The 22,769-nt window shown below is 65.1% G+C and carries 22 protein-coding genes; 13 read left to right on the top strand and 9 right to left on the bottom strand.

What is annotated here, in order from left to right; genetic code table 11:
• The first annotated feature begins 4 nt into the window (after positions 1-4).
• Positions 5-448 carry a Cu(I)-responsive transcriptional regulator gene (cueR, locus tag M2281_RS21260; RefSeq protein ID WP_280823179.1) on the top strand — a complete coding sequence of 148 codons (444 nt, stop codon included), beginning with the start codon at positions 5-7 and terminating at the stop codon, positions 446-448.
• Between the two features lie 13 nt (positions 449-461).
• Complete coding sequence (copM, locus tag M2281_RS21255; RefSeq protein WP_280823178.1) at positions 462-857, top strand: CopM family metallochaperone; 396 nt, start codon at positions 462-464, stop codon at positions 855-857.
• A gap of 53 nt (positions 858-910) precedes the next feature.
• On the opposite strand, the gene M2281_RS21250 is transcribed toward copM, so the two are convergent.
• Entirely contained in the window at positions 911-2,077 is a 1,167-nt protein-coding gene (locus M2281_RS21250) for a diphosphate--fructose-6-phosphate 1-phosphotransferase (RefSeq protein ID WP_280823177.1), read from the bottom strand.
• 201 nt (positions 2,078-2,278) lie between these two features.
• On the opposite strand from M2281_RS21250, the gene gabT reads away from it, so the two are divergent.
• Complete coding sequence (gene gabT, locus M2281_RS21245) at positions 2,279-3,565, top strand: 4-aminobutyrate--2-oxoglutarate transaminase (protein WP_280823176.1); 1,287 nt, start codon at positions 2,279-2,281, stop codon at positions 3,563-3,565.
• Positions 3,566-3,659: 94 nt separating this feature from the next.
• Here the strand turns inward: gabT and M2281_RS21240 are convergent, their stop codons facing one another.
• The gene (locus tag M2281_RS21240; protein ID WP_280823225.1) at positions 3,660-4,349 is read right to left on the bottom strand and encodes a L,D-transpeptidase; all 690 of its coding nucleotides are present in this window, start codon (positions 4,347-4,349) and stop codon (positions 3,660-3,662) included.
• Between the two features lie 129 nt (positions 4,350-4,478).
• On the bottom strand, positions 4,479-4,883 hold the full coding sequence (locus M2281_RS21235) for a hypothetical protein (RefSeq protein ID WP_280823175.1): 405 nt from the start codon (positions 4,881-4,883) through the stop codon (positions 4,479-4,481).
• An 11-nt stretch (positions 4,884-4,894) separates the two neighbouring features.
• Here M2281_RS21235 and M2281_RS21230 point away from each other — a divergent pair, with 11 nt between their 5' ends.
• Together M2281_RS21230 and xylB are read left to right on the top strand one after the other, a co-directional pair.
• Positions 4,895-5,518: a LysE family translocator gene (locus M2281_RS21230; RefSeq protein ID WP_280823174.1), complete on the top strand. Its 624-nt coding sequence runs from the start codon at positions 4,895-4,897 to the stop codon at positions 5,516-5,518.
• A 154-nt stretch (positions 5,519-5,672) separates the two neighbouring features.
• Positions 5,673-7,124, top strand: coding sequence for a xylulokinase (xylB, locus tag M2281_RS21225; RefSeq protein WP_280823173.1), 1,452 nt, complete (start codon positions 5,673-5,675; stop codon positions 7,122-7,124).
• A gap of 48 nt (positions 7,125-7,172) precedes the next feature.
• Here the strand turns inward: xylB and M2281_RS21220 are convergent, their stop codons facing one another.
• Positions 7,173-7,532, bottom strand: coding sequence for a nuclear transport factor 2 family protein (locus M2281_RS21220; protein ID WP_280823172.1), 360 nt, complete (start codon positions 7,530-7,532; stop codon positions 7,173-7,175).
• Positions 7,533-7,611: 79 nt separating this feature from the next.
• Between M2281_RS21220 and M2281_RS21215 the strand changes: the two genes are divergently transcribed.
• Positions 7,612-8,436 carry a TIGR01458 family HAD-type hydrolase gene (locus tag M2281_RS21215; protein WP_280823171.1) on the top strand — a complete coding sequence of 275 codons (825 nt, stop codon included), beginning with the start codon at positions 7,612-7,614 and terminating at the stop codon, positions 8,434-8,436.
• On the opposite strand, the gene M2281_RS21210 is transcribed toward M2281_RS21215, so the two are convergent.
• Entirely contained in the window at positions 8,437-9,417 is a 981-nt protein-coding gene (locus M2281_RS21210; RefSeq protein ID WP_280823170.1) for a GlxA family transcriptional regulator, read from the bottom strand. It abuts the gene before it with no gap.
• Positions 9,418-9,539: 122 nt separating this feature from the next.
• Between M2281_RS21210 and M2281_RS21205 the strand changes: the two genes are divergently transcribed.
• The 7 genes from M2281_RS21205 to M2281_RS21175 all read left to right on the top strand — a co-directional run bounded on the left by M2281_RS21205 (position 9,540) and on the right by M2281_RS21175 (position 17,541).
• The gene (locus tag M2281_RS21205) at positions 9,540-10,457 is read left to right on the top strand and encodes a 3-keto-5-aminohexanoate cleavage protein (RefSeq protein WP_280823169.1); all 918 of its coding nucleotides are present in this window, start codon (positions 9,540-9,542) and stop codon (positions 10,455-10,457) included.
• Between the two features lie 38 nt (positions 10,458-10,495).
• The gene (locus M2281_RS21200) at positions 10,496-11,125 is read left to right on the top strand and encodes an HD domain-containing protein (RefSeq protein WP_280823168.1); all 630 of its coding nucleotides are present in this window, start codon (positions 10,496-10,498) and stop codon (positions 11,123-11,125) included.
• A complete protein-coding gene (locus M2281_RS21195; RefSeq protein WP_280823167.1) occupies positions 11,122-12,210 on the top strand; it encodes a carnitine 3-dehydrogenase in 1,089 nt (362 codons plus the stop codon). Before M2281_RS21200 ends, M2281_RS21195 begins: the two co-directional genes overlap by 4 nt.
• 264 nt (positions 12,211-12,474) lie before the next feature.
• The gene (locus tag M2281_RS21190) at positions 12,475-13,638 is read left to right on the top strand and encodes an acyl-CoA dehydrogenase family protein (RefSeq protein ID WP_280823166.1); all 1,164 of its coding nucleotides are present in this window, start codon (positions 12,475-12,477) and stop codon (positions 13,636-13,638) included.
• A gap of 3 nt (positions 13,639-13,641) precedes the next feature.
• Positions 13,642-15,768 carry an acetate--CoA ligase family protein gene (locus M2281_RS21185; RefSeq protein ID WP_280823165.1) on the top strand — a complete coding sequence of 709 codons (2,127 nt, stop codon included), beginning with the start codon at positions 13,642-13,644 and terminating at the stop codon, positions 15,766-15,768.
• Between the two features lie 24 nt (positions 15,769-15,792).
• A complete protein-coding gene (locus tag M2281_RS21180; RefSeq protein WP_280823164.1) occupies positions 15,793-16,575 on the top strand; it encodes a carnitinyl-CoA dehydratase in 783 nt (260 codons plus the stop codon).
• Between the two features lie 24 nt (positions 16,576-16,599).
• Positions 16,600-17,541 (top strand): alpha/beta hydrolase, encoded by a 942-nt coding sequence (locus M2281_RS21175; protein WP_280823163.1) that lies wholly within the window; start codon positions 16,600-16,602, stop codon positions 17,539-17,541.
• A 793-nt stretch (positions 17,542-18,334) separates the two neighbouring features.
• On the opposite strand, the gene M2281_RS21170 is transcribed toward M2281_RS21175, so the two are convergent.
• From M2281_RS21170 to M2281_RS21155, 4 genes are all read right to left on the bottom strand, one after another.
• A complete protein-coding gene (locus M2281_RS21170; protein ID WP_280823162.1) occupies positions 18,335-19,174 on the bottom strand; it encodes an alkaline phosphatase family protein in 840 nt (279 codons plus the stop codon).
• Between the two features lie 130 nt (positions 19,175-19,304).
• A complete protein-coding gene (locus M2281_RS21165) occupies positions 19,305-20,972 on the bottom strand; it encodes an ABC transporter ATP-binding protein (protein WP_280823161.1) in 1,668 nt (555 codons plus the stop codon).
• Positions 20,965-21,792 carry an ABC transporter permease gene (locus tag M2281_RS21160; RefSeq protein ID WP_425537777.1) on the bottom strand — a complete coding sequence of 276 codons (828 nt, stop codon included), beginning with the start codon at positions 21,790-21,792 and terminating at the stop codon, positions 20,965-20,967. Before M2281_RS21160 ends, M2281_RS21165 begins: the two co-directional genes overlap by 8 nt.
• 16 nt (positions 21,793-21,808) lie before the next feature.
• Complete coding sequence (locus M2281_RS21155; RefSeq protein ID WP_280823159.1) at positions 21,809-22,765, bottom strand: ABC transporter permease; 957 nt, start codon at positions 22,763-22,765, stop codon at positions 21,809-21,811.
• Positions 22,766-22,769 lie beyond the last annotated feature (4 nt).

Genomic DNA, 22,769 nt, shown 5'->3' with positions numbered 1-22,769 from the left:
AAAGATGAATATCGGTGACGCATCGGAGCGTTCCGGCCTGCCGGCCAAGACGATCCGCTACTATGAGGATATCGGCCTCCTGAAGCCCGGACGCTCGGAGAACGGCTATCGCGACTATTCGATGAACGACGTCCACCGGCTGAAATTTCTCCAGCGCTCGCGCAGCCTGGGGTTCTCGGTCGAGGAATGCCGCCAGCTGCTGTCGCTCTACGGCGACACGCAACGCGAAAGCGCCGATGTGAAGGCGCTGGCCGAAATCAAGCTCGGCGAAATCGACCGCAAGATCGAGGAGCTACAGAGCCTGCGCGACACGCTGAGCCATCTCGTGCGCAATTGCCACGGCGATGCGCGGCCCGAATGCCCGATCCTCGACGGGCTTGCCGGCAAGCCCGCCGCAAGCCGCGGCAGTTCCACCGATATCGAAAAAGAACTTTCTCCCAAACACTAAAGAAGGAACGACCATGACCATCCAACGCAAGCTTCCCGCGATCGCCGCTGCCCTGTTCCTCGGGATCGGGTCTTCCGGCGCCGCCCTGGCGGAGGAGAGCCACAGCGGGCACGACATGAGCGGCATGAACATGTCCGCGGGCGCCTCCTCGCCGGCCGCCAAGGGCTACACGGAAGCGATGGACAAGATGCACGAGGCCATGGGCAAGATCGAATATACGGGTGACGCCGATGTCGATTTCGCGCTCGGCATGATCCCGCACCATCAAGCCGCGATCGACATGGCCAAGGCCCAGCTCGAATTTGGCAAGGACCCCGAGATCCGCAAACTGTCGGAGGATATCATCAAGGCGCAGGAAGGCGAGATCAAGCAGCTTCAGGACTGGCTCGCCGCTCACAAGGCCAAGTAGTTTTTGCACTCGCGCGAGCGGCGTCAGTCCGCCGCTCGCGCTAGCGCCCTCGCTCAGACGAAGGGCTTGCCGACCTCGTATTTCATCGGCGCCAGCCGCTTCAGATAGGCCATGCCGGCGTCGGAGAGGTTGTTAGCGTCCGGCAGCAGGAAATCGTCGGGCATGTGGCGGGTCTTGCCCGCTACATTGGCCAGCGGCACGCCCCGCGTGACCGTCTTTTTGCCGTCGAACTGCAGCGCCACCGAGCCGCCGCCCTTGCCGGCAAGCTCCACCGCAAAGACACCGGCCTCAAAGGCTTCGGCAGCGTCCACCGGGCTGATGGTCGCGATATTGCCGCGCGGCATGTAGCCGAGAGTATCGACGCGGGCGCGCTTGCCCGGCAGGCCGTCGCGCAGCGCCTGCTCGAAGGCAAGGCCGAGATCGCCGCCGGAAAGCTTCAGATTGCCATGCGCGTCGCGCTCCAGCCGGTCCGGCGGCACCAGGCTTTCCACCAGCGACCGTCCGTCCTCGGTGGTCACGCCTTCGGAGACGGCGACGATGCAACGCTTGTGCTTGTCGAGCGTGGCGCGGACATCGTCGATGAAGCGCGGAACCGAGAAGGCGCGCTCCGGCACATAGATGTGGTGCGGTCCGCTGTTGTCGTCGAAGCGCCAGGCCGCCGACGCCGCCGTCAGGAAGCCGGCGTTGCGGCCCATGACGATGCCGACATAGATGCCGGGGAGCGCCCGGAAGTCGAGGTCGACGCTGAGGAAGGCGCCGGCCACGAATTCGGCCGCCGAGATGAAGCCCGGCGTGTGGTCGTTCTCGACCAGGTCGTTGTCGATCGTCTTGGGCGCATGGACGAAGGCCATGGAACCGCCAGCGGCCTCTGCCAGGATTTCCTGCGTGCCGGCCGTGTCGTTGCCGCCGATATAGATGAAGGCGTCGGCGCCCTCCTTCTTCAGCCCCGCCAGCACCAGATCGCAATAGGCCGCATCGGGCTTGTCGCGCGTGCTGCCAAGTGCTGCGCTCGGCGTTGCCGCAACGCGCAGCAGCCGCTCCTCCGGGATGGCGGAAAGATCGACATAGTCGCCGTCGCGGATGCCGCGCACGCCGTGGCGCGCACCCAGCACGCGCGCGCCGGGATGGCGCTTGCGGGCTTCGAGGGCCGCGCCTACCATGGTCTGGTTGATCACTGCGGTCGGGCCGCCACCCTGGGCAATCACGAATGTCGTAGCCATACAAGAACTCCTCGCCTCATGTTCCTGGCATTTTCACCCGCCTGTGGGTCACGTGCAATACGATCCGCCGTCAAATCTCGGCCGCTGTGCCAATTGCGCTGAGCCAGTCGATCTTTCGCTCTGGCCATGTGGCCCAACGTTGCCGTGATGGGGCTTTGTCGGGTAGATGACTGCATCACGATTTCTCGAATGAGGATAGACATGACGACCAATGCTTCCCTTCAGGCACGCCGCGTAGCGGCTGTTCCCCGCGGCGTCGCCACCGCCAATGCCGTTTTCGCCAAGCGTGCGGAAGGGTCCGAGCTGTGGGATGCCGAGGGCAACCGCTACATCGACTTCGGTGGCGGCATTGCCGTGCTCAACACCGGCCATCGCCATCCGAAGGTGATCGCCGCCGTGCGTGACCAGCTCGACGCCTATACCCACACCGCCTTCCAGATCGTGCCCTACGAGCCCTACATCGAGCTTTGCGAGCGTCTGAACGAAATCGCGCCCTTCAAGGGCCCTGCCAAGTCGATCCTGTTCTCGACGGGTGCCGAGGCGGTCGAGAACGCCGTCAAGATCGCGCGCGCCCACACCGGCCGCACCAATGTGATCGCCTTCACCGGCGCCTTCCACGGCCGCACGCTGATGACCAGCGCGCTGACCGGCAAGGTTGCACCCTACAAGAAGAAGTTCGGCCCGATGCCGGCCGGCGTCTGGCACATCCCGTTCCCGGTGGCGCAGCACGACGTGACCGTGGCCGACTCGCTCAAGGCGCTCGAATATCTGTTCCGCGCCGACGTCGACCCGGCGAACGTCGCCGCCATCATCATCGAGCCTGTGCAGGGCGAGGGCGGCTTCCATCCGGCCCCGACCGATCTGCTCGAAGCGCTGCGCAAGATCTGCGACCAGCACGGCATCCTGCTGATCGCCGACGAAGTGCAGACCGGCTTTGCCCGTACCGGCAAGATGTTCGGCATCGAGAACAGCGGCGTCGAGCCGGACCTGATCACGATCGCCAAGTCGCTCGCTGGCGGCTTCCCGCTGTCGGGAGTCGTCGGCCGCGCCGAGATCATGGACGCGCCGGAGCCGGGTGGCCTGGGCGGCACCTATGCCGGCAGCCCGCTGGCCTGCGCCGCAGCACTCGCCGTGCTCGACGTGATCAAGGAAGAGAAGCTGATCGACCGCGCCAACGCGCTCGGTGATCGCATGAAGGGCGAGCTGACCCGCTTCGCTCAGCGCAACGATATCGTGCCGATGGCCGCCATCCGCGGTCCGGGCGCCATGATCGCCTTCGACATCGTCAAGGATCGCGTCAGCCAGGAGCCGGATGCGGACGCCACCAAGCGCGTCACGCAGGCCGCTCTTGCCGAGGGCCTGGTGCTGCTCTCCTGCGGCGTGCATGCCAACACCATCCGCCTTCTGATGCCGCTGACGATCTCGGACGCGCTGCTGGACGAAGGCATGGCCAAGCTGGAGCGCGCGCTGGTCGCCGCCAACCGCTAACAGCTAAGCTTAGCGTGAAAGCAAAGGCGCCCGGTCGAGTTTCGACCGGGCGCTTTTCATTTGCGGATCTGGAAGCTGGGCAGCGGGCGCCGGTCTACACCACGACGATGGGCGTGCCGGGCAGCACGCGGCTGTAGAGATCGATCACGTCCTGATTGATCATGCGCACGCAGCCGGACGAGACGGCCGTGCCGATCGACCACCATTCGGGAGAGCCATGCACGCGGAACAGCGTGTCGTGACCGTCCTTGAAGATGTAGAGCGCGCGGGCGCCGAGCGGATTGGTGAGGCCGCCGGGCTGGCCGCCGCGGTATTTTTCCAGCTCGGGCTTGCGGCCGATCATTTCGGACGGCGGCGTCCAGGTCGGCCATTCCTTCTTGTACTGGATGTTGGCGCGGCCGGACCAGACGAAGCCTTCCTTGCCGATGCCTACGCCATAGCGGATCGCGTCACCGCCGGGCTGCACCAGGTAAAGGAACCGCTCCTGCAGGTGCACGACGATGGTGCCCGGCCGCTCGCCGGTCGGGTCGACCACGATCTGGCGGCGGAATTTCGGATCGACCTTGGCGAAGGGCACCTCCGGCAGCTTGAAGCCGCTGTCGGTGAAGGATGCATACATCAGGTCCGGGCTGGTCACCTGCTTGTCGACGCTGATGCGCGGCCGGATGGAGCCCGTGGTGAAGTCGTCCACCTGGACGGAGGCGAGGTCCATCGAGGGCGAGCAGCCGGCGGTGCCGAGAAGGGCCGAGCCGAGGCCGATCAGGGCGGCGCGGCGCGAGATCATCACAGGCTGGTCGGACTGGGCGTCGAAAGGGTTGGTTGAGGCGGGTTTTTGCTGCACGGAAACGCTTCCACGATTGAACACGAACGCTCTGGCAATCGCGAAACCCTGCGATCCAAGCCGATCGCATTTTCAGTATTCATGGTTGATAAAGAGTGAACTTGCGGAAAGCTTTGCGCGGCAATGGCTTATGCTTTGGCGACCGGTTCGGCTGTGGCGAAATTGTGTGTCGGCGGGCGGCCGGCCACAACAACTCCTATCTTGCGTCACAATCTGGGCCAGCCCGCTTTCTACCTCCGTGCGCGCTGCTGGAGAGGGAATCATGGGCAATACGTTCAAGACGGATTTGATGCTGTTTTCTGCGGCTTTCATCGCCGCAGCGATTGTGCTTTGCGCCAATACTGATTTCTTTTCCGTGGTTTCGGCGATCGCGAGGGCTCTGCCATGAACAGCCGCGACAAACACGCCATGGAGCGGGTCGAAAATTTGCCCTTTACTTCGCCCCGCTGGCAGGGATTTATCCTTTCCTTTGAGCAAAGGAGATATCCATGCCGCTTGAAACCTGGGCAGCTTTCGCAGCCGCATCGGCCGTTCTGCTGATCATCCCCGGTCCCACCATCCTGTTGGTGGTTTCCTATGCGCTCGGGCAGGGCTGGCGCACGGCCCTGCCGATGGCTGTCGGCGTCGCGCTCGGCGACTTCACCGCCATGACGCTGTCGATGCTCGGCATCGGCGCGCTGCTGATGGCTTCGGCCACCGTGTTCACCATCCTCAAATGGATCGGCGCGGCCTACCTCATCTATCTCGGCATAAAGCTCTTCCGCGCCGGCGGCACGCTTCGCGCCGAGCCGCGCAAGACCGCGTCCTCGGCCGCCAAGATGATGGCGCATGCCTGGCTGGTCACCGCGCTCAACCCCAAGAGCATCACCTTCTTCGTCGCCTTCCTGCCGCAGTTCATCGACCGCCATGCCGATTTCTGGACGCAGATGGCGATCTTCGAGGCGACCTTCCTGACGCTCGCCTTCACCAATGCCTTCGGCTACGCGCTGGTGGCATCGCGGGCGCGCGATCTGGTGCGCAATCCGCGCGCCATCGGCCTGTTCAACAAGGCCGGCGGCACGCTGCTGGTCGGCGCCGGCATTGCCACCGTGGCGGTTCGTTCCGGCAACTGATTTTAGCCGGCGTGGTTCGCCACGCCGGCGTCTGCTTTTTTGCGGGCTCCGAAAAAATACGTTCCTTGCCCTGCCGTATTTGTTATGAAGCGGTAAGCAGGAGAATTTTGCCTGGCAGCGTGCTGTGCCTGACGGGCAATCGGGAGGGACGAACATGTATCTGGGGATCGATCTCGGCACGTCCGGCGTGAAGGCGCTTCTGATGGATGGCGGCCAGGGCATCGTCGCTTCGGCCAACAGTGCGCTCGACGTTTCGCGACCGCATCTGGGCTGGTCCGAACAGGCGCCGGCCGACTGGATCCGCGCTACCGAGGAAGCGGTCGGCGCGCTCAAGGCCAGCCACCCCAAGGAACTGGCGGCGGTGAAGGGCATCGGCCTTTCCGGCCAGATGCATGGCGCGACGCTGCTCGACGCCGGGGACAAGGTGCTGCGCCCCTGCATTCTCTGGAACGACACGCGCAGCCATGTGGAGGCCGCCAGGCTCGACGCCGATCCGCGGTTCCGCAAGATCACCGGCAACATCGTGTTTCCCGGCTTCACCGCGCCCAAGCTGGTGTGGGTGAAGAACTACGAACCGGGCATTTTTGCCCGCGTCGCCAAGGTGCTGCTGCCGAAGGATTTTCTGCGGCTCTGGCTGGCGGGCGAGCGCATTTCCGAAATGTCGGACTCGGCCGGCACTTCCTGGCTCGATGTCGCCGGGCGGCGCTGGTCGCCCGAACTTCTCGCCGCAACCGATCTCGACGAAAAGCAGATGCCGCGTCTCGTCGAAGGCTCCGAGCAGGCTGGCATGCTGCGCGCCGAGCTGGCCGCGAAATGGGGCATGAGCGCTGGCGTGGTGATTGCCGGGGGCGCGGGCGATAACGCGGCCTCCGCCTGCGGCATGGGCACGGTTAAGCCCGGCGAGGCTTTTGTCTCGCTCGGAACCTCGGGCGTGCTGTTCGCCGCCAACGGCGCCTATCTGCCTAACCCGGAAAGTGCCGTGCACACCTTCTGTCACGCGCTGCCCAATGCCTGGCACCAGATGGGCGTGATCCTTGCCGCCACGGACTCGCTCAACTGGCTTGCCGGCATCACCGGCAGGAGCGCGGGCGAGCTGGCCGGCGAGCTTGGCGATGCCTTGCGGGCGCCTTCGGGCGTCACCTTCCTGCCTTACATTTCGGGCGAGCGTACGCCGCACAACGATGCGGCAATCCGCGGCGTGTTCGGCGGGCTCGACCGCGAATCCGACCGCGCCGCCCTTACGCAGGCAGTGCTGGAAGGCGTGGCCTTTGCCTTCCGCGACAGTTTTGAGGCGCTGGCCTCGGCCGGCACGAAGCTGACGCGCGTGACGGCGATCGGCGGCGGCTCTCGCTCTCGCTACTGGCTGAAGGCGATTGCCACCGCGCTCGGGCTTCCGGTCGACCTGCCGGCAGACGGCGATTTCGGCGCTGCCTTCGGAGCGGCGCGGCTGGGCCTGATAGCGGCCGAAGGTGCCGACCCGTTCGCCGTCTGCACCGCGCCGGCGACGGCCGAAACCATCGAACCCGACGCGGCGCTGGCCGGTGCTTATGCCGAAGCCTACGGGCGCTATCGCGCGCTCTATCCGGCGGTCAGAAGCACGATGTGATGGGTGCGTACCCTCCCCACAACGGGGAGGGTATGCGGGTCGGGCATGTCACACCGGCACCCTGTCGAGAAAGCCGGTGACGCGCTTCAGCCGACCGTCTTCGATGACGCCGAAATCGGTGCCTTCGATGACCGCTTCGCTGCCATCCGGGCCGAGGCCCCAGGAAAAGCGGATGTTGTCGGCAAAGCCGTCCGGCTTGCCCTTCAGGCTGAAGCGGAAGCCGGGGAACTGCTGGTGCACGCCGTCGATCAGTGCGCCGATGCCGGCGTGGCCGTCGCCCTGCATGATGGGGTCATGGTAGCGGATGTCGGCGGCGAAGGCGGCTTCCAGCAGCTCGCGCCGGCGGGCCGGTTCGGCTTCGTTCCAGGCGGCGATGTAGTTCTTCGCGATCGTTTCGAGCTCTGTCATGGTGTGTCTCCATCGGGTTTCGTCTTGGACGATCCCTTTGTGAGCCGAGCTGCACCTCGAACCAATTACCTTGGAGGTAATGATCTGCGGCCGCGTCAGATTTGACGAAGCCGCAGCACTTCGCCATGCTTCCCCCATGATCAGCGGCGTGCTTCTGGACCTGTCCGGAGTGCTCTATGACGGCGATAGCCCGATAAAGCAGGCGGCCGTCTCCGTCCGGCGATTGCGCGAGGCCGGGCTGCCGCTGCGCTTCGTCAGCAACACCACGCGTTCGGCCAGGAAGGATGTTCTTGCACGGCTCGCAAAGCTCGGCATCGAGGTCGGCGACGACGAGCTTTTTACGCCCGCACAAGCCGCACGCGATTGGCTGAAGGCGCATGACTGCTCGGCTCATCTCCTGATCCATCCGGCGCTCGAGCCCGATTTTCGCGACCTGCCGACGGGCAGGGGGCTTGCCGTGGTGATTGGCGACGCGGCAGATGCCTTCGACTATTCGAGCCTCAATGCAGCCTTCCGCTTGCTGAGTGACGGGGCAGCGTTTCTGGCGCTGGCCGACAACCGTGTGTTCAAGGATGCCGATGGCAAGCTAAGCCTCGATGCCGGACCTTTCGTCCGCGCGCTCGAGTTCGCCAGTGGGCGCAAGGCGACTGTGCTCGGCAAGCCGGCGCCCGAGTTTTTTCTTTCCGCACTCGCCAGCATGGACTGCCCGCCCGGCGAGGCGGTCATGGTCGGTGACGATGCCGAAGGCGACACCGCTGGCGCTTTGCGAGCCGGGTTTTCCGCGGCACTGCTGGTGCGGACGGGAAAATATCGGGCTGGCGACGAGATGCGTTTCGAGCCGCGTCCGACTGAAGTGGTCGAGGACATCGCGGCCGCAACGGATTGGATACTGGCTTGCCGCTAGTCAGCGCCGGCGAAGCTGGGTCGGCGACATGCCGAATGTCTTGGCAAATGCGCGCGAAAAACCGGCGGCGCTGGAAAAGCCGGTGCGCGCGGCGATGTCGGCCATGGGCACGGAGGTATCCACGACAAGCCGCCGCGCCGCGCTGAGACGCAGGCGCAGATAGTAGGCGCCGGGCGGCTCGCCGATCGACTTGCCAAAGATCTTTTCCAGCGCGCGGCTGGTCACGCCGGCGCGCCGGGCGATGGCCGAGATCGTCAGCGGCTGGTCGATATGTGCTTCCATGAGCCGGATCGCCTGAGCAAGCCGCGGGTCGTAGCCGTCGAGACGGCCGAGCGAGACCAGCGGCTGCGCATCGGTCGCCGCACGCGCCTGATCGTAGATGAAGACGCTGGCGACATCGAGCGCCACCGCCATGCCGAGGCGCGAGCGGATCAGATGCAGCATCAGGTCGAAGGTGGGCGAGGCGCCGCCCGAGGTGAAGATCGGCCCGTCGATGATGTAGCGGTCCGGCCGCACGTCGACGCCCGGAAAGGCGGCGGTGAAATCCTCCATGTCCTCCCAGTGCGTCGTCGCCGTCCGGCCTTCGAGCAGCCCGGCGCGGCCGACCAGCCAGGTGCCGGCCTCGATGCCGCCCACCGCGCGCGCCGAGCGTGCGACGCGGCGCAGGCCCGCCAATAGCGCTGGGGTGCCAAGCGTCTTGGTGCCAAAGCCGCCGATGATGCCCAGCACGTCGGTCGTTTCGGTCGGATCGAACTTGCCGCTGACCGCCACCGGCAGACCGGAAGTCGTCACCGGCGGCTCGCCGTCGACCGAAACCAGCTTCCAGTCGAACAGCATTTCGCCCGAAACGCGGTTGGCCGCGCGCAGCGGATCGACGGCAGATGCAACGCACATGATGGAGCAGCCGGAGAAAACCAGCATCGTCACCTTGAGCGGCGAACGGTCGGGAACAAAGACTGAGGGCTTTTCGCTTTTCATCAACTGATGTTCGTAAAGTGCAAAGCAGCGCCGCGCAAGGGAGGCAATGATCGCGATGGAGGAACGGCGCGACGTATGGGCATGAACCCGAACGGCAGTTTCGCGCCGATCGACTGGAGGAATTTATGCCGCTTTCCATGAATCGCGAGGTCTTCATCACCTGTGCCGTGACCGGCTCGGGCGGAACGCAGGACCGTAGCCCGCACGTGCCCCGCTCGCCCAAGCAGATCGCCGAATCGGCCATCGAGGCGGCCAAGGCAGGTGCTGCCATCGTCCACTGCCATGTGCGCGACCCCGAGACCGGCAAGCCGCGCCGCGACGTCCATCTCTATCGCGAGGTGACCGAGCGCATCCGCGACGCCAATGTCGACGTGGTGCTGAACCTGACCGCCGGCATGGGCGGCGACATGGTGTTCGGCTCGCCGGAGCAGCCGCTGCCGCTGAAGGAGCAGGGCACCGACATGGGCGGCGCCTCCAATCGCATGGAGCATGTGCGCCAGTGCCTGCCCGAGATCTGCACGCTCGACTGCGGCACGATGAACTTCAACGAAGCCGACTATGTCATGACCAACACGCCGGGCATGCTGCGCGCCATGGGCGGCATGATGACCGAGCTGGGCGTCAAGCCTGAGATCGAGGCTTTCGACACCGGCCATCTGTGGTTCGCCAAGGAGCTGGTGAAGGAAGGCGTGCTGAAGCCCGACGCGCTGGTGCAGCTCTGCATGGGCGTGCCGTGGGGTGCGCCGGACGACCTCAACACGTTCATGGCCATGGTCAACAACGTGCCGTCGGATTGGAACTGGTCGGCCTTCTCGCTCGGCCGTAACCAGATGGCCTATGCCGCGGCCGCAGTGATTGCCGGCGGCAACGTCCGCGTCGGCCTTGAGGACAATCTGTGGCTCGACAAGGGCGTGCTGGCGACCAACGCACAGCTGGTTGATCGCGCTGTCGGCATCATCGAGCGCATGGGCGCCCGGGTGATCGGGCCGGAAGAGGTGCGCCAGAAGCTGAACCTAACCAAGCGCGCGCCCTTGCCGGCATAAGCCGGCAAAGGTTCCAGGCGGAAAAGGGAGAGGACGCCATGGAAACGGTCAAGTTCACGGCGATGAAGGATGGCGACCGCGAGGACTACGCCTTCCTCAACGAGCACGAGGTGGAGTTTGCCACAAAGACCGGAAGGCATCTTCTCGACGCCCTGGTAAAGCTCGACGAGAGCCTGTCGGGCTACAAGGTCACGCGGCTTGGCCATTCGCTGCAGGCCGCCACCCGTGCCTGGCATGATGGCGCTGACGACGACTGGGTTGTCTGCGCCCTCCTGCACGACATCGGCGACATCTACGCGCCCTACAACCACGACGAATATGCGGCCGCGATCCTGCGGCCGTTCATTCGCGAGCAATGCCACTGGGTGGTCGAGAAGCACGGGGATTTCCAGCGGCTCTATTACGCGCATCACGTCGGCGGCAATCGCCACGCGCGCGATAAATTTGCCGGACACCCCTACTACGACGACTGCGACCAGTTCTGCGAGCGGTGGGACCAGTCGAGCTTCGATCCCGACTACGAAACCCTGCCGCTCGATTTCTTCCGGCCCATGGTGGAGAGGGTGTTCTCCCGCCAGGCCTACGATCCCGCGGTCATCCGCGTCGGCGAGCGCGTCGCGCTCGTCAATCCCCAAACAGCCAGCCAGAGAGCGGGAGCATCCGCATGAGCAGTATCAAGAAAGCAGCCGCCATCGGCGGCGGAGTCATCGGCGCGGGCTGGGTCGCGCGTCTGTTGCTGAACGGCATCGACGTTGCGATCTACGATCCCGATCCCGAGGCCTCGCGCAAGGTCGACGAGGTGATGAAGGGCGCGCGCCGCGCCTACAAGCAGATGCTGCCCGACGGCCTGCCCCAAGAAGGCAAGCTGACCTTTGCCAAGACCATCGCCGAGGCGGTGACGGGCGCCGACTTCATCCAGGAAAGCGTGCCGGAACGGCTCGACATCAAGCACAAGGTGCTGGCCGAGATCGACGCCCATGCCCCGGCCGACGCGCTGATCGGCTCGTCCACCTCCGGCATCAAGCCGACCGACATGCAGCCGGCTCTGAAGCATCCGGAGCGTCTGGTCGTCGGCCATCCGTTCAACCCGGTCTACCTCCTGCCGCTGGTCGAAATCGTCGGCGGCGAGAAGACCACGCCGGCCTTCATCGACAAGGCGCGCGAGCTCTATGTTTCCATCGGCATGAAGCCGGTGGTCATCCGCAAGGAGATCGAGGCCTTCGTCGGCGACCGCCTGCTGGAAGCCGCCTGGCGCGAGGCGCTGTGGCTGATCAAGGACGGCATCTGCTCGGTCGAGGAACTCGACGACATCATGCGCTACTCCTTCGGCCTGCGCTGGGCGCAGATGGGCATGTTCCAGGTCTATCGCATCGCCGGCGGCGAGGCGGGCATGCGCCACTTCATGGCCCAGTTCGGCCCGTGCCTGTCCTGGCCGTGGACCAAGCTGATGGACGTGCCGGAGTTCAATGATGAGCTGGTCGATCTCATCGCCGGCCAGTCCGACGAGCAGTCCGACAAATGGTCGATCCGCGAGCTGGAAAAGATCCGCGACGACAACCTCGTCGCCATCATGGAAGCGCTCGGCAAGCAGAACAAGGGCAAGGGCTGGGGCGCCGGCGAACTGCACAACGACTACACCAAGCGCCTCGCCAAACTGGCCGCCAAGAAGCCCGTCTCGAAGGCGGCCGCCAAGGCCAAGGCTGACAAGCCGGTGAAGAAGGCAGCCGCGGTCAAGAGGAAGACCGCGGCTTAAGGTTTGTGTCGCTGACATTCGACCCCCCACTCCGTCGCGCTTCGCGCGCCACCTCTCCCCCGATCGACGGGGGAGAGGAAACGCCCGTCCGCAAGGCTGGCGCCCTTCCTCTCCCCTTTTGAGGGGGAGAGGTGCCGAGCGGAGCGAGGCGGAGTGGGGGTAAGTCGCGACATATGCAATTGCCCCGCCCCGGGCGAAGGACGGGCGAGACCCGGGTGGGGGTCGAATTTTGGGCGATCATGTCGCCTGCATGGGAGGTTAATCATGGATTTCGGTCTTTCCGAAGAACAGCGCCTGATCGTCGACACGACGCGGGCCTTTGTCGAAAACGAGCTTTATCCGCATGAGGCGGAGGTGGAGCGCACCGGGCACCTGCGTCGCGAGCTGATCGACGAGATCAAGGCCAAGGCGATCGAGGCCGGCCTCTACGCCGCCAACATGCCCGCCGAAGTCGGTGGCGCGGGCCTCGATACCGTGTCCTGGCTGCTCTACGAAAAGGAACTCGGTCGCGCCAACTATGCGCTGCACTGGACCTGCGTGGCGCGCCCGTCGAACATCCTGCTTGCCGGCACCGACGAGCAGAAGGAAAAGTACCTCTACCCTTGCATCCGCGGCGAGAAGTGGGACTGCCTGGCCATGACCGAGCCGGGCGCAGGTTCCGACCTGCGCGGCATGAAGGCGAGTGCGGTGCAGGACGGCGACGACTGGATACTCAACGGCACCAAGCATTTTATCAGCCACGCCGACATCGCCGATTTCGCCATCGTGTTCATGGCTTCGGGCGAAGAGGATTCTCCGCGCGGCAAGCGCAAGAAGATCACCGCCTTCTTCGTCGACAAGGGCACGCCTGGCTTCAATGTCCGTGACGGCTACCGCAACGTGTCGCATCGCGGCTACACCAATGCGATCCTGGAATTCGACAACTGCCGCCTGCCCAAGAGCCAGGTGCTCGGCGAGGTCCACAAGGGCTTTGAGGTCGCCAATAGCTGGCTGGGCGCAACCCGCCTGCAGGTCGCCTCGACCTGTCTCGGACGTGCCGAGCGCGCGCTTGGCCACGCCATCGAATATGCCGCCCAGCGCGAGCAATTCGGCCAGCAGATCGGCAAGTTCCAGGGCGTCTCCTTCAAGCTCGCCGACATGGCGACCGAGCTGAAGGCGGCCGAACTCCTGACCCGCGAAGCCGGCTGGAAGTACGACCAGGGCACCGTGACCGATCAGGACATGGCCATGGCCAAGCTCAAGGCCACCGAGGTTCTGGCTTTCATCGCCGACGAGGCGATCCAGATCCATGGCGGTATGGGCCTGATGGACGACCTGCCGCTGGAGCGCATCTGGCGCGACGCCCGCGTCGAGCGCATCTGGGAAGGCACGTCCGAGATCCAGCGCCACATCATCAGCCGCGCACTGCTGCGCGCCGTCGGAGGCTGAGCCATGCTGCGTCTTGAACGGCTCCTGCGCCCCAAATCGATTGCGGTCATCGGGGGCGGCTCTTTCGCGCCCAATGTCGTCAAGCAATCGCTGAAGATGGGCTTTGCCGGCGATATCTGGCCGGTGCATCCCAAGCGCGACGAGGTGGAAGGCGTGAAGGCCTATGCCTCCGTCGCCGATCTGCCGGGCGCGCCCGACGCCGTCTTCATCGGCGTCAATCGCTTCGCCACTATCGACATCGTGCGCGAGCTTTCCGAGCGCGGCGCGGGCGGCGCGATCTGCTTTGCCTCCGGCTTCCTCGAAGCCGGCGCCGACGATGACAACGGCGAGCGCCTGCAGGCCGAACTGGTCGCCGCTGCCGGCTCCATGCCCATCATCGGGCCGAACTGCTACGGCCTGATCAACTATGCCGACGGCGCTCTGCTCTGGCCCGACCAGCATGGCGGCCAGCGACTGGAGCCCGGCACGCGCGGCGTTGCGATCATCACGCAGTCGTCCAACATCGCCTGCAACATCACCATGCAGCAGCGCGGCCTGCCCATCGCCTTCCTGATGACGGCGGGCAACCAGGCGCAGACCGGCCTCTCCGAAATGGCGCTCGGCCTGATCGAGGACGACCGCGTTTCCTGCCTGGGCCTGCACATTGAAGGCTTCGACAAGGTCGACGGTTTCGAACGGCTGGCAGCTCGGGCACGCGAGCTGAACAAGCCGATCGTGGCGATGAAGGTCGGCCGTTCCGAACAGGCGCGCGCCGCGACCGTGTCGCATACGGCCTCGCTTGCAGGTACCGACGCTTCGTCGGACGCCTTCCTCAAGCGGCTCGGCATTGCGCGGGTGAACTCGATCCCCTCGCTTCTCGAAACGCTGAAGCTTCTGCACGCTTTCGGCCCGCTTCCCGGCTACACGCTGTCTTCCATGAGCTGCTCGGGCGGCGAGGCCTCGGTGATGGCCGACAGCGCGGAAGGCCGCAAGGTGCGCTTCCCCAAGCTGACCGAGGAGCACTGGGCGCGGGTGAAATCGACGCTCGGCTCCTTCGTGGCGGTGGCCAATCCGCTCGACTACCACACCTTCATCTGGAACAACGAACCGGCCATGACCGACACCTTCACCGCGATGGTGTCGGGCGGGTTCGACCTCAATATGCTGGTGCTCGATTTCCCGCGCGGCGACCGTTGCTCGGATGCCGACTGGTGGCCGACGATGCGTGCCTTCGAGTCCGCGCTGCGGACCAACAAGGCGCGTGGCGCCATTGTTGCCTCAATGCTGGAAAACGTGACCGAGGCGCACGCCGCCGAGCTGTTCAAGCGCGGCGTCGTGCCCCTGCAGGGTATCGTCGAGGCGATGGACGCGGCCGAAGCGGCGGCGTTCATCGGCGAGGCGTGGGCGCGGCTGGCAAGCGGTGCCATCGGATCGAATGCGAGTTCGGCCGCAGGTGCCGGTCGGAATACGCCCGACGAAGCCGAAGCCAAGGCGCTGCTTCGTTCTGCCGGTCTTGCCGTGCCGCAAGGAGCCCGCGCGGCCAGCGTCGCCGAGGCTGTCGCGGCGGCCGAGAAGCTCGGCTTCCCGGTAGCGCTCAAGGCGCTGGGCGTCGCCCACAAGAGCGAACTCGGCGCGGTTAAACTGAACCTCAAATCCGCCGAAGAAGTGCGGGCGACAGCCGAGGCTCTGCTACCGCTGGGCACTGGGCTCTATGTCGAGCGCATGGTGGAGGGGGGCGTTGCCGAGCTGATCGTCGGCGTCACGCGCGATGCGCTGTTCGGCCCGGTCATGACCGTGGGCACCGGTGGCGTGCTGGTCGAACTGCTCAAGGATAGCGCAACCCTGCTTCTGCCGGCGTCCCGTGAAGAAGTCGAGGCGGCGCTGAAGAGCCTGCGGCTCTACCCGCTGCTCGACGGCTATCGCGGCCGCGCCAAGGCTGACGTTTCGGCTGCGGTGGATGCGATCCTCGCCATTTCGCGCTTCGTCCAGGAACGCGCGGGCACCATCGAGGAACTCGACGTGAACCCGCTCATCGTCTGCGGCGAGGGCAAGGGCGCCTGGATCGCCGACGCGCTGCTGGTGACGAATGATGGCGAAGCGGCCACGGCCGTTTCCCACGAGAAGAAGGTTGCGGTCTCGGCCGAAGGCTGAGCCGCCAGGGAGGTTTCCAAAAAAATGTCCGACGTTATCAAAACCCGCCGCGAAGGCGCCGTTCTCGAGGTCACGCTCGACCGGCCCAAGGCCAATGCGATCGACCTTGCCACCTCGCGCCAGATGGGCTTGACCTTCCAGGCCTTCCGCGACGACCCCGAACTGCGCGTTTGCATCGTGAAGACTGCCGGCGAAAAGTTCTTTTCCGCCGGCTGGGACCTCAAGGCCGCGGCCAATGGCGATGCCGTCGACGGCGACTATGGTGTCGGCGGTTTCGCCGGCCTGCAGGAACTGCGTGACCTCAACAAGCCGGTGATCGCCTGCGTCAACGGCATGGCGGTGGGCGGCGGCTTCGAGCTCGCGCTGTCGTGCGACCTGATCTACGCCTCCGAGCATTCGAGCTTCGCGCTGCCGGAAATCAAGGCAGGCACGCTGGCCGATGCCGCGACCATCAAGCTGCCCAAGCGCATTCCCTACCATATTGCCATGGACCTCTTGCTCACTGGCCGCTGGATGGATGTGGCCGAGGCGCACCGCTGGGGCCTCGTCAACGAAGTGCTGCCGGCTGACAAGCTCGAGGACCGCGTCTGGGAGATCGCCCGCCTGCTCGCCGGTGGCCCGCCGCTGGTCTTCGCTTCCATCAAGGAAGTGGCTCGCAGGGCCGAGGCGATGGAGTTCCAGGACGCCATGAACTGGATCACCAAGCGCAAGTTCCGCACCGTCGACGAGCTCTACGCCTCGGACGACAACATGGAGGGCTTCCGCGCCTTCGCCGAAAAGCGCGAACCGGTGTGGAAGGGCAAATAGAATAGCAGTGCAGGAGGACGACCGATGACCGACTACAGCAAGCTGATCGATGCCGAGACCTGGGCTTTCATCGACCGCACCAACAGCTTCTATCCGCCGGACGCGGTCGACCACAGCGTGGAGGAACAGCGGCGCACCTATGACCGGATGTGCCGCGAGTTCCACGCCGGCTATCCGGCAAGCGTGACTGCGGCCGACGCCGCCGTCGAGACGCCGACGCACAAAATTCCGGTCCGCATCTATCGCAACGCCGAGCCGAACGACGCGGCGGTGGTGCTCTATTTCCACGGCGGCGGTTTTATCCTCGGCGGGCTCGACAGTCATGACGACGTCTGCGCCGAAATCTGCGAGCGCACCGGCTACGAGGTGGTGTCGGTCGACTACCGCCTGGTGCCGGAACACACGCACCCCGCAGCTTATGACGATTGCCGCGCGGCCTTCGAATGGGCGGCGAAGACCTATGCGCAGCCGATCGTGCTGTGCGGCGACTCGGCCGGCGGCAATCTGGCGGCGGCGGTGGCGCACACCACACGCGGGCATGACCGGGCGGCCATCGGCCAGGTGCTGATCTATCCGGGCCTCGGCGGCAAGCTCGGGCAGGGCTCCTATCTCACCCATTCCGACGCGCCGCTGCTGAGCGTGCGCGACATGGACTATTATCGCGACATGCGCGCCGGCGGCCGGAACATTTCAAAGGACGTCACCTTCGCGCCGTTCAACGATACGGGCTATGCCGGCTTGCCGCCCACGGCCGTCATCACCGCCGAATGCGACCCGCTGTCGGATGACGGCCGCGACTATCGCGACCATATCCTTGCCGCCGGCGGCAAGGCCTGGTGGTTCGACGAGCCCGGCCTGGTACATGGCTATCTGCGCGCCCGCCACTCGGTCGGCCGTGCGCGGGAGAGTTTTACGCGCATCGTCGATGCGGTGCGTGCGCTTGGGAAGGGCGACTGGCCGTATTGAGTCTTCTACCTGGGGAGGGATGGTCGCGCGCTTCATCCCGCCCTCGTGGTTCGAGGCTCCGTTACGCTTCGCTGCACTGCGCGCCTCACCATGAGGGCTACCGTTGTCGCCCGCCTCCGTCCGAGGGTGCCACCGCGCCGACCTCCCTCATCTTGAGTTGCCGCACCCACCCCCCTCATCCTGAGGTGCGAGCGTAGCGAGCCTCGAAGGACGCACTTATTCGGTGCCACGCCCGCTCTCGCGTCTGGCTGTTGTCAAAGAACCTGGGAAGACGGGCGGTCGTCGGACGCGCTCGTTTAGGTAAATCTTGCGGCCCTTCGACCGCCCGTTCGATGCTCTTGCCACGCTCAGTCGCCTCCACATTCGCGCGGCCAGCCGCTCCCTAGGCCCGGACTTGGGGGCTCATCGCCCAGCAGCGCTACCGTCACGCCACCAGCCCGGACATCGTCGGCCTCCACGCTCATCCGGTTCATGACCCGTGTTCCCGGTGAGGCCGATGCGGAGGATTATGTGGGAGGCGGAAAGGTGGCGGATGAAATGGGCTACGGATTTCTTTCGGCGCGAATGATTTCAATGAGTTGGCGCTGATCGGTCTCGAAATTCATCCACGCCGTACCACGCGACAGGCTCTTTCGGCACCGCCGTGGCAGGTTCAATCGACCGGCATGGATCCCCGGGTCCTGCGCACTTCGCTGCGCTCGTGCTCCGGCCCGAGGATGACGAAGTGGGGTGGGTGCGTTCCCACCGCACCCACGCCCGAGGATGAGGAAGGGGCGGTGGTCCGCCCTGCCACCTATCCCAAGAACGGCTTGGCCCTCATCGAGTCAGGAATCTCTACGCCGAGGCGGCTAAGCACCGTGGGAGCCAGCTGCAACTGATCGAGCAGGGCGTCTGCCTGCGGACCGTCCCCCCGGCCGAAATAGTAGAGCGCGAAATCCTGCTGATCGTCCTCGCGCCCGCCATGGTGGCCACGGTCGGTCTGGCCGTGGTCGGCGGTGACCATCACCTCAAAGCCGGCTTCCAGCCATTTGGGCAGGAAGGCCGCCAGCATGCCGTCCATGGCGTAGCAGGCGTGGTCCATCTCGATGCAGTCGTGGCCATAGCGGTGGCCCATGGAGTCGAGCGTGCAGGTGTGCAGTATGCCGTAGTCGATGCCGTGGCGCTTTGTCAGCATGGTCAGCGTGGCGAAGAGATCGACATCGCTCGGCGTCATCTGGTTCTTATGGTTGTAGCCGGTCATGGTGTGGAAACGGCCATGGGTGATCGGCCCGCCCGGCTCGTCATATTCCATGTCTTCGACGAGATCGAAGGGATAGCGGTTGAAGAATTCCGACCAGTAGGAATGCGTCACCGCGCCGGTCTTGCCGCCGGCCCTGGAAATCTCGGAGAACAGGTCGGGCTGCTCGACCCTAAAACGGTTCTCGTTGGAAAGGATGCCGTGAACTTGCGGCGACACGCCGGTGTGGATCGAGGCGTAGCAGCAGGCCGAGGTGGAGGGCAGCACCGAGCGCATCTTCCACACGCGCGCATCGCCCGACTGCACCCAGCCCTCAAGGTTGCCGAACAGCCGGCGCCAGTTGCGGTAGGGCACGCCGTCGAGGATGATGAGCAACAGCTTGTTCTTCAGCGGCATGGGCCTCTCCGACCTAAAAGAAATCCCGAGAACCGGAATCGATTCTCGGGAAGAATGATACGCAGATTCAAGCTGTTAGACAGTCCGTTGCGCGTCGAAAATCGGCGCGCAACGAAGTATCCACCCGGGCTCAGTTGCCGGCGCTTGCCATGCGGCGGCCAGTGATCGCCTTTTCCAGCCAGCCCACTTCCATCTCCGGAACGGAAGACAGCAGTAGGTCGGTATAGGCGTCGAAAGGCGGGGTCAGAACCTGGCTCTTCGGCCCGTAGCGCACGATCTCGCCGCGATACATCACCGCGATGGAGTCAGCGATGGTCTTCACGGTGGCGAGGTCGTGGGTGATGAAGAGATAGGCGACCTGCTCTTCCTTCTGCAGCTCGAGCAGCAGCTGGAGGATGCCGTGCGCCACCAGCGGGTCGAGCGCGCTGGTCACCTCGTCGCAGATGATCAGGCTCGGCTTAGCCGCCAGCGCCCGGGCGATGCAGACGCGTTGCTTCTGGCCTCCTGACAGCTCGGCCGGGTAGCGGTCGACAAAGCCCTTGCCCATCTCGATCTTGTCGAGCAGCTCGGCCACGCGCTTGTCACGTTCGCGCCCGCGCAGGCCGAAATAGAACTCCAGCGGCCGGCCGATGATGGTGCCCACGGTCTGGCGCGGGTTCATCGCCACGTCGGCCATCTGGTAGATCATCTGCAGCTGGCGCAGGTCCTCCTTGCTGCGGTCGGCGAGCCGGGAGGGCAGGGTGCGTCCGCCGAAGGTGATGCTGCCTTCGAGCGGCGGCAGCAGGCCGGTGATGGCGCGGCCGAGCGTGGATTTGCCAGAGCCGGACTCGCCCACCACGGCCAGCGTCTGGCCGGCGGCGATTTCTACCGAGACGTTCTTCAGCACCTTGATCGCGCCGCCGCCATAAGCCGCGGTGACATTTTTCACCGACAGCGCCGCCGCCTTGCCCGGTGCCTGCTCTTCATGCGCGATCTCATGCACCGAGACGAGCTGGCTGGTGTATTCCTGCGTGGGCTGGGTGATGATCTGACGCGTATCGCCCCATTCGACCAGCTTGCCGTGCCGCAGCACGGCGATCTCGTCGGCAACCTGCGCCACCACGGCAAGATCGTGGGTGATGTAGAGTGCGGCGACGCCGGTGTCGCGGATCGCATCCTTGATCGCCGCCAAAACGTCGATCTGGGTGGTGACGTCGAGGGCGGTGGTCGGTTCGTCGAAGACGATCAGGTCGGGTTCGGAGCATAGCGCCATGGCGGTCATGACGCGCTGCAGCTGGCCGCCCGACACTTGGTGCGGGAATCGCTTGCCGATGTTTTCCGGGTCCGGAAGGCTGAGCTTGCGGAAGAGGTTCACCGCGCGCTTCTCGGCCTCGGCGCGGCTGGAGACGCCGTGCTTGAGCGAAGCCTCGATCACCTGCTTCATCAGCCTGTGAGCCGGGTTGAAGGCTGCGGCCGCCGACTGGGCGACGTAGCAGACCTCGCGGCCGCGCAGTGCCCTCAGGCCACCTTTGCCGCCTTTCAGGATGTCGCGGCCGTTGAGGATGACCTCGCCGCCGGTAATTCGCACGCCGCCGCGGCCATAGCCCATGGAGGACAGGCCGATGGTGGACTTGCCCGCGCCGGATTCGCCGATGAGGCCAAGCACCTTTCCACGCTCGAGCGACACCGACACGCCATCGACGATGACGATGTTGCGCGGCGCTTCGCCCGGCGGATAGACGGTGGCCTCGATCTTGAGGTTGCGGATGTCGAGCAGCTTTTCGGATGTGCCGGTGGATTTCGATGCGAGCCTATCCATTGCCGCGGCCTCCCTTCAGATCGGTGGTGCGGTTGAGGATCCAGTCGGCCACGAGGTTGACCGAAATGGCCAGGACCGCGATTGCCGCGGCAGGGATGAGCGCTGCGGGGATGCCGAACACGATGCCTTCCTTGTTCTCCTTGACCATGCCGCCCCAATCGGCTTCCGGCGGTTGAACGCCGAGGCCGAGGAAGGACAGGGCCGAAAGGAACAGCACGGCGAAGATGAAGCGCAGGCCGAGCTCCGCCACCAGCGGCGACAGCGCATTGGGCAGGATCTCGCGGAAGATGATCCAGCCGCGGCCTTCGCCGCGCAGCTTGGCGGCCTCGACGTAGTCCATGACGTTGATGTCGACCGCTACGGCGCGGGCCAGGCGGTAGACGCGTGTGGAATCGAGAACGCCCATGACCAGGATGAGCGTCACGATATTGCCGGGCAGCACCGAGAGCACCACCAGTGCGAAGATGAGCGTGGGGATCGCCATCAGGAGATCGACGCCGCGCGACATGGTCTGATCGAACCAGCCGCCGATGACCGCGGCGGTGAAGCCGAGGGTCGAGCCCAGCGTGAACGACAAGGCCGTGGCGAGCGCGGCGATCGTGATCGTCGTGCGTGCGCCGAAGATCATGCGCGAGAGCAGGTCTCGGCCGAGATTGTCGGTGCCCAGCCAGTGCGCTGCCGACATCGGCTCCCACACGTCGCCGACGATCTCGGCATTGGGGAACGGCGCCACCAGTGGCGCGAAGATGGCGGCAAAGGCGAACAGGCCGGTCACGATGAGCCCCAGCCAGGCGCTCAGCGGTATGTTTTTCAAGGTCAGCATGAACCCGTCCCCCTTACTTCGGATGCCTGAGGCGCGGATTGGACACGATGGCCGTGATGTCGGCGATGATGTTGAGGCCGATATAGACGGCAGCGAAGATCAGGCCGCAGGCCTGCACCACCGGCACGTCGCGCTTGGCGACATGGTCGACCAGATACTGCCCCATGCCGGGATAGACGAAGATGACTTCGACCACGACCACGCCGACGACGAGATAGGCGAGGTTCAGCATCACCACGTTGACGATCGGAGCAATCGCATTGGGGAAGGCGTGGCGCCGGATGATCTCGAAGGGGGTGAGCCCCTTGAGCTCGGCAGTCTCGATATAGGCCGACTGCATGACGTTGAGGATGGCCGCACGCGTCATGCGCATCATATGCGCCAGCACCACCAGCGTCAGCGTTGCCGCGGGCAGCGCGATCGCCTTCATGCGGTCGAGGAACGACATGCCGTCATAGACTGTCGACACGCTGGGGAACCACTGCATCTGCACTGCCACGAAATAGATCAGCAGGTAGCCGATGAAGAATTCCGGCAGCGAGATGGAGGCCAGCGTGAGGCCGGAAATGAGCTTGTCGACGAAGCCGTTCTTGTGGCGCACGGCGATGAGGCCGAGGATGATGGCCAGCGGCACCGAGACGATTGCCGCCCAGAAGGCGAGGAACAGCGTGTTCTTCAGTCGTCCGCTGAGCGAGGAGGCAATATCCTGCCCGTTCGACAGGGCGGTGCCCATGTCGCCGTGCAGCATGCCCCAGAGCCAGTGGAAGTAGCGGACATAAGCGGGGTCGTTCAGGCCCAGCTGTTCGCGCAGGTTGGCAAGCGCCTGGGGCGTTGCGGATTGACCAAGGATGGACTGTGCCACGTCGCCCGGCAGGATCTGCGTACCAACGAAGATCAGCACCGAGACGGCGAGCAGCAGGAGCAGGCCCAGCGCGACGCGCTGGGCCACCAGTTTCAGGAGCGAGGACATCTCA

Source organism: Pseudaminobacter soli (ex Li et al. 2025), from assembly GCF_029892515.1.
Taxonomy (GTDB): domain Bacteria; phylum Pseudomonadota; class Alphaproteobacteria; order Rhizobiales; family Rhizobiaceae; genus Pseudaminobacter; species Pseudaminobacter soli_A.
This window is presented reverse-complemented; position numbering and strand designations above follow the sequence as displayed.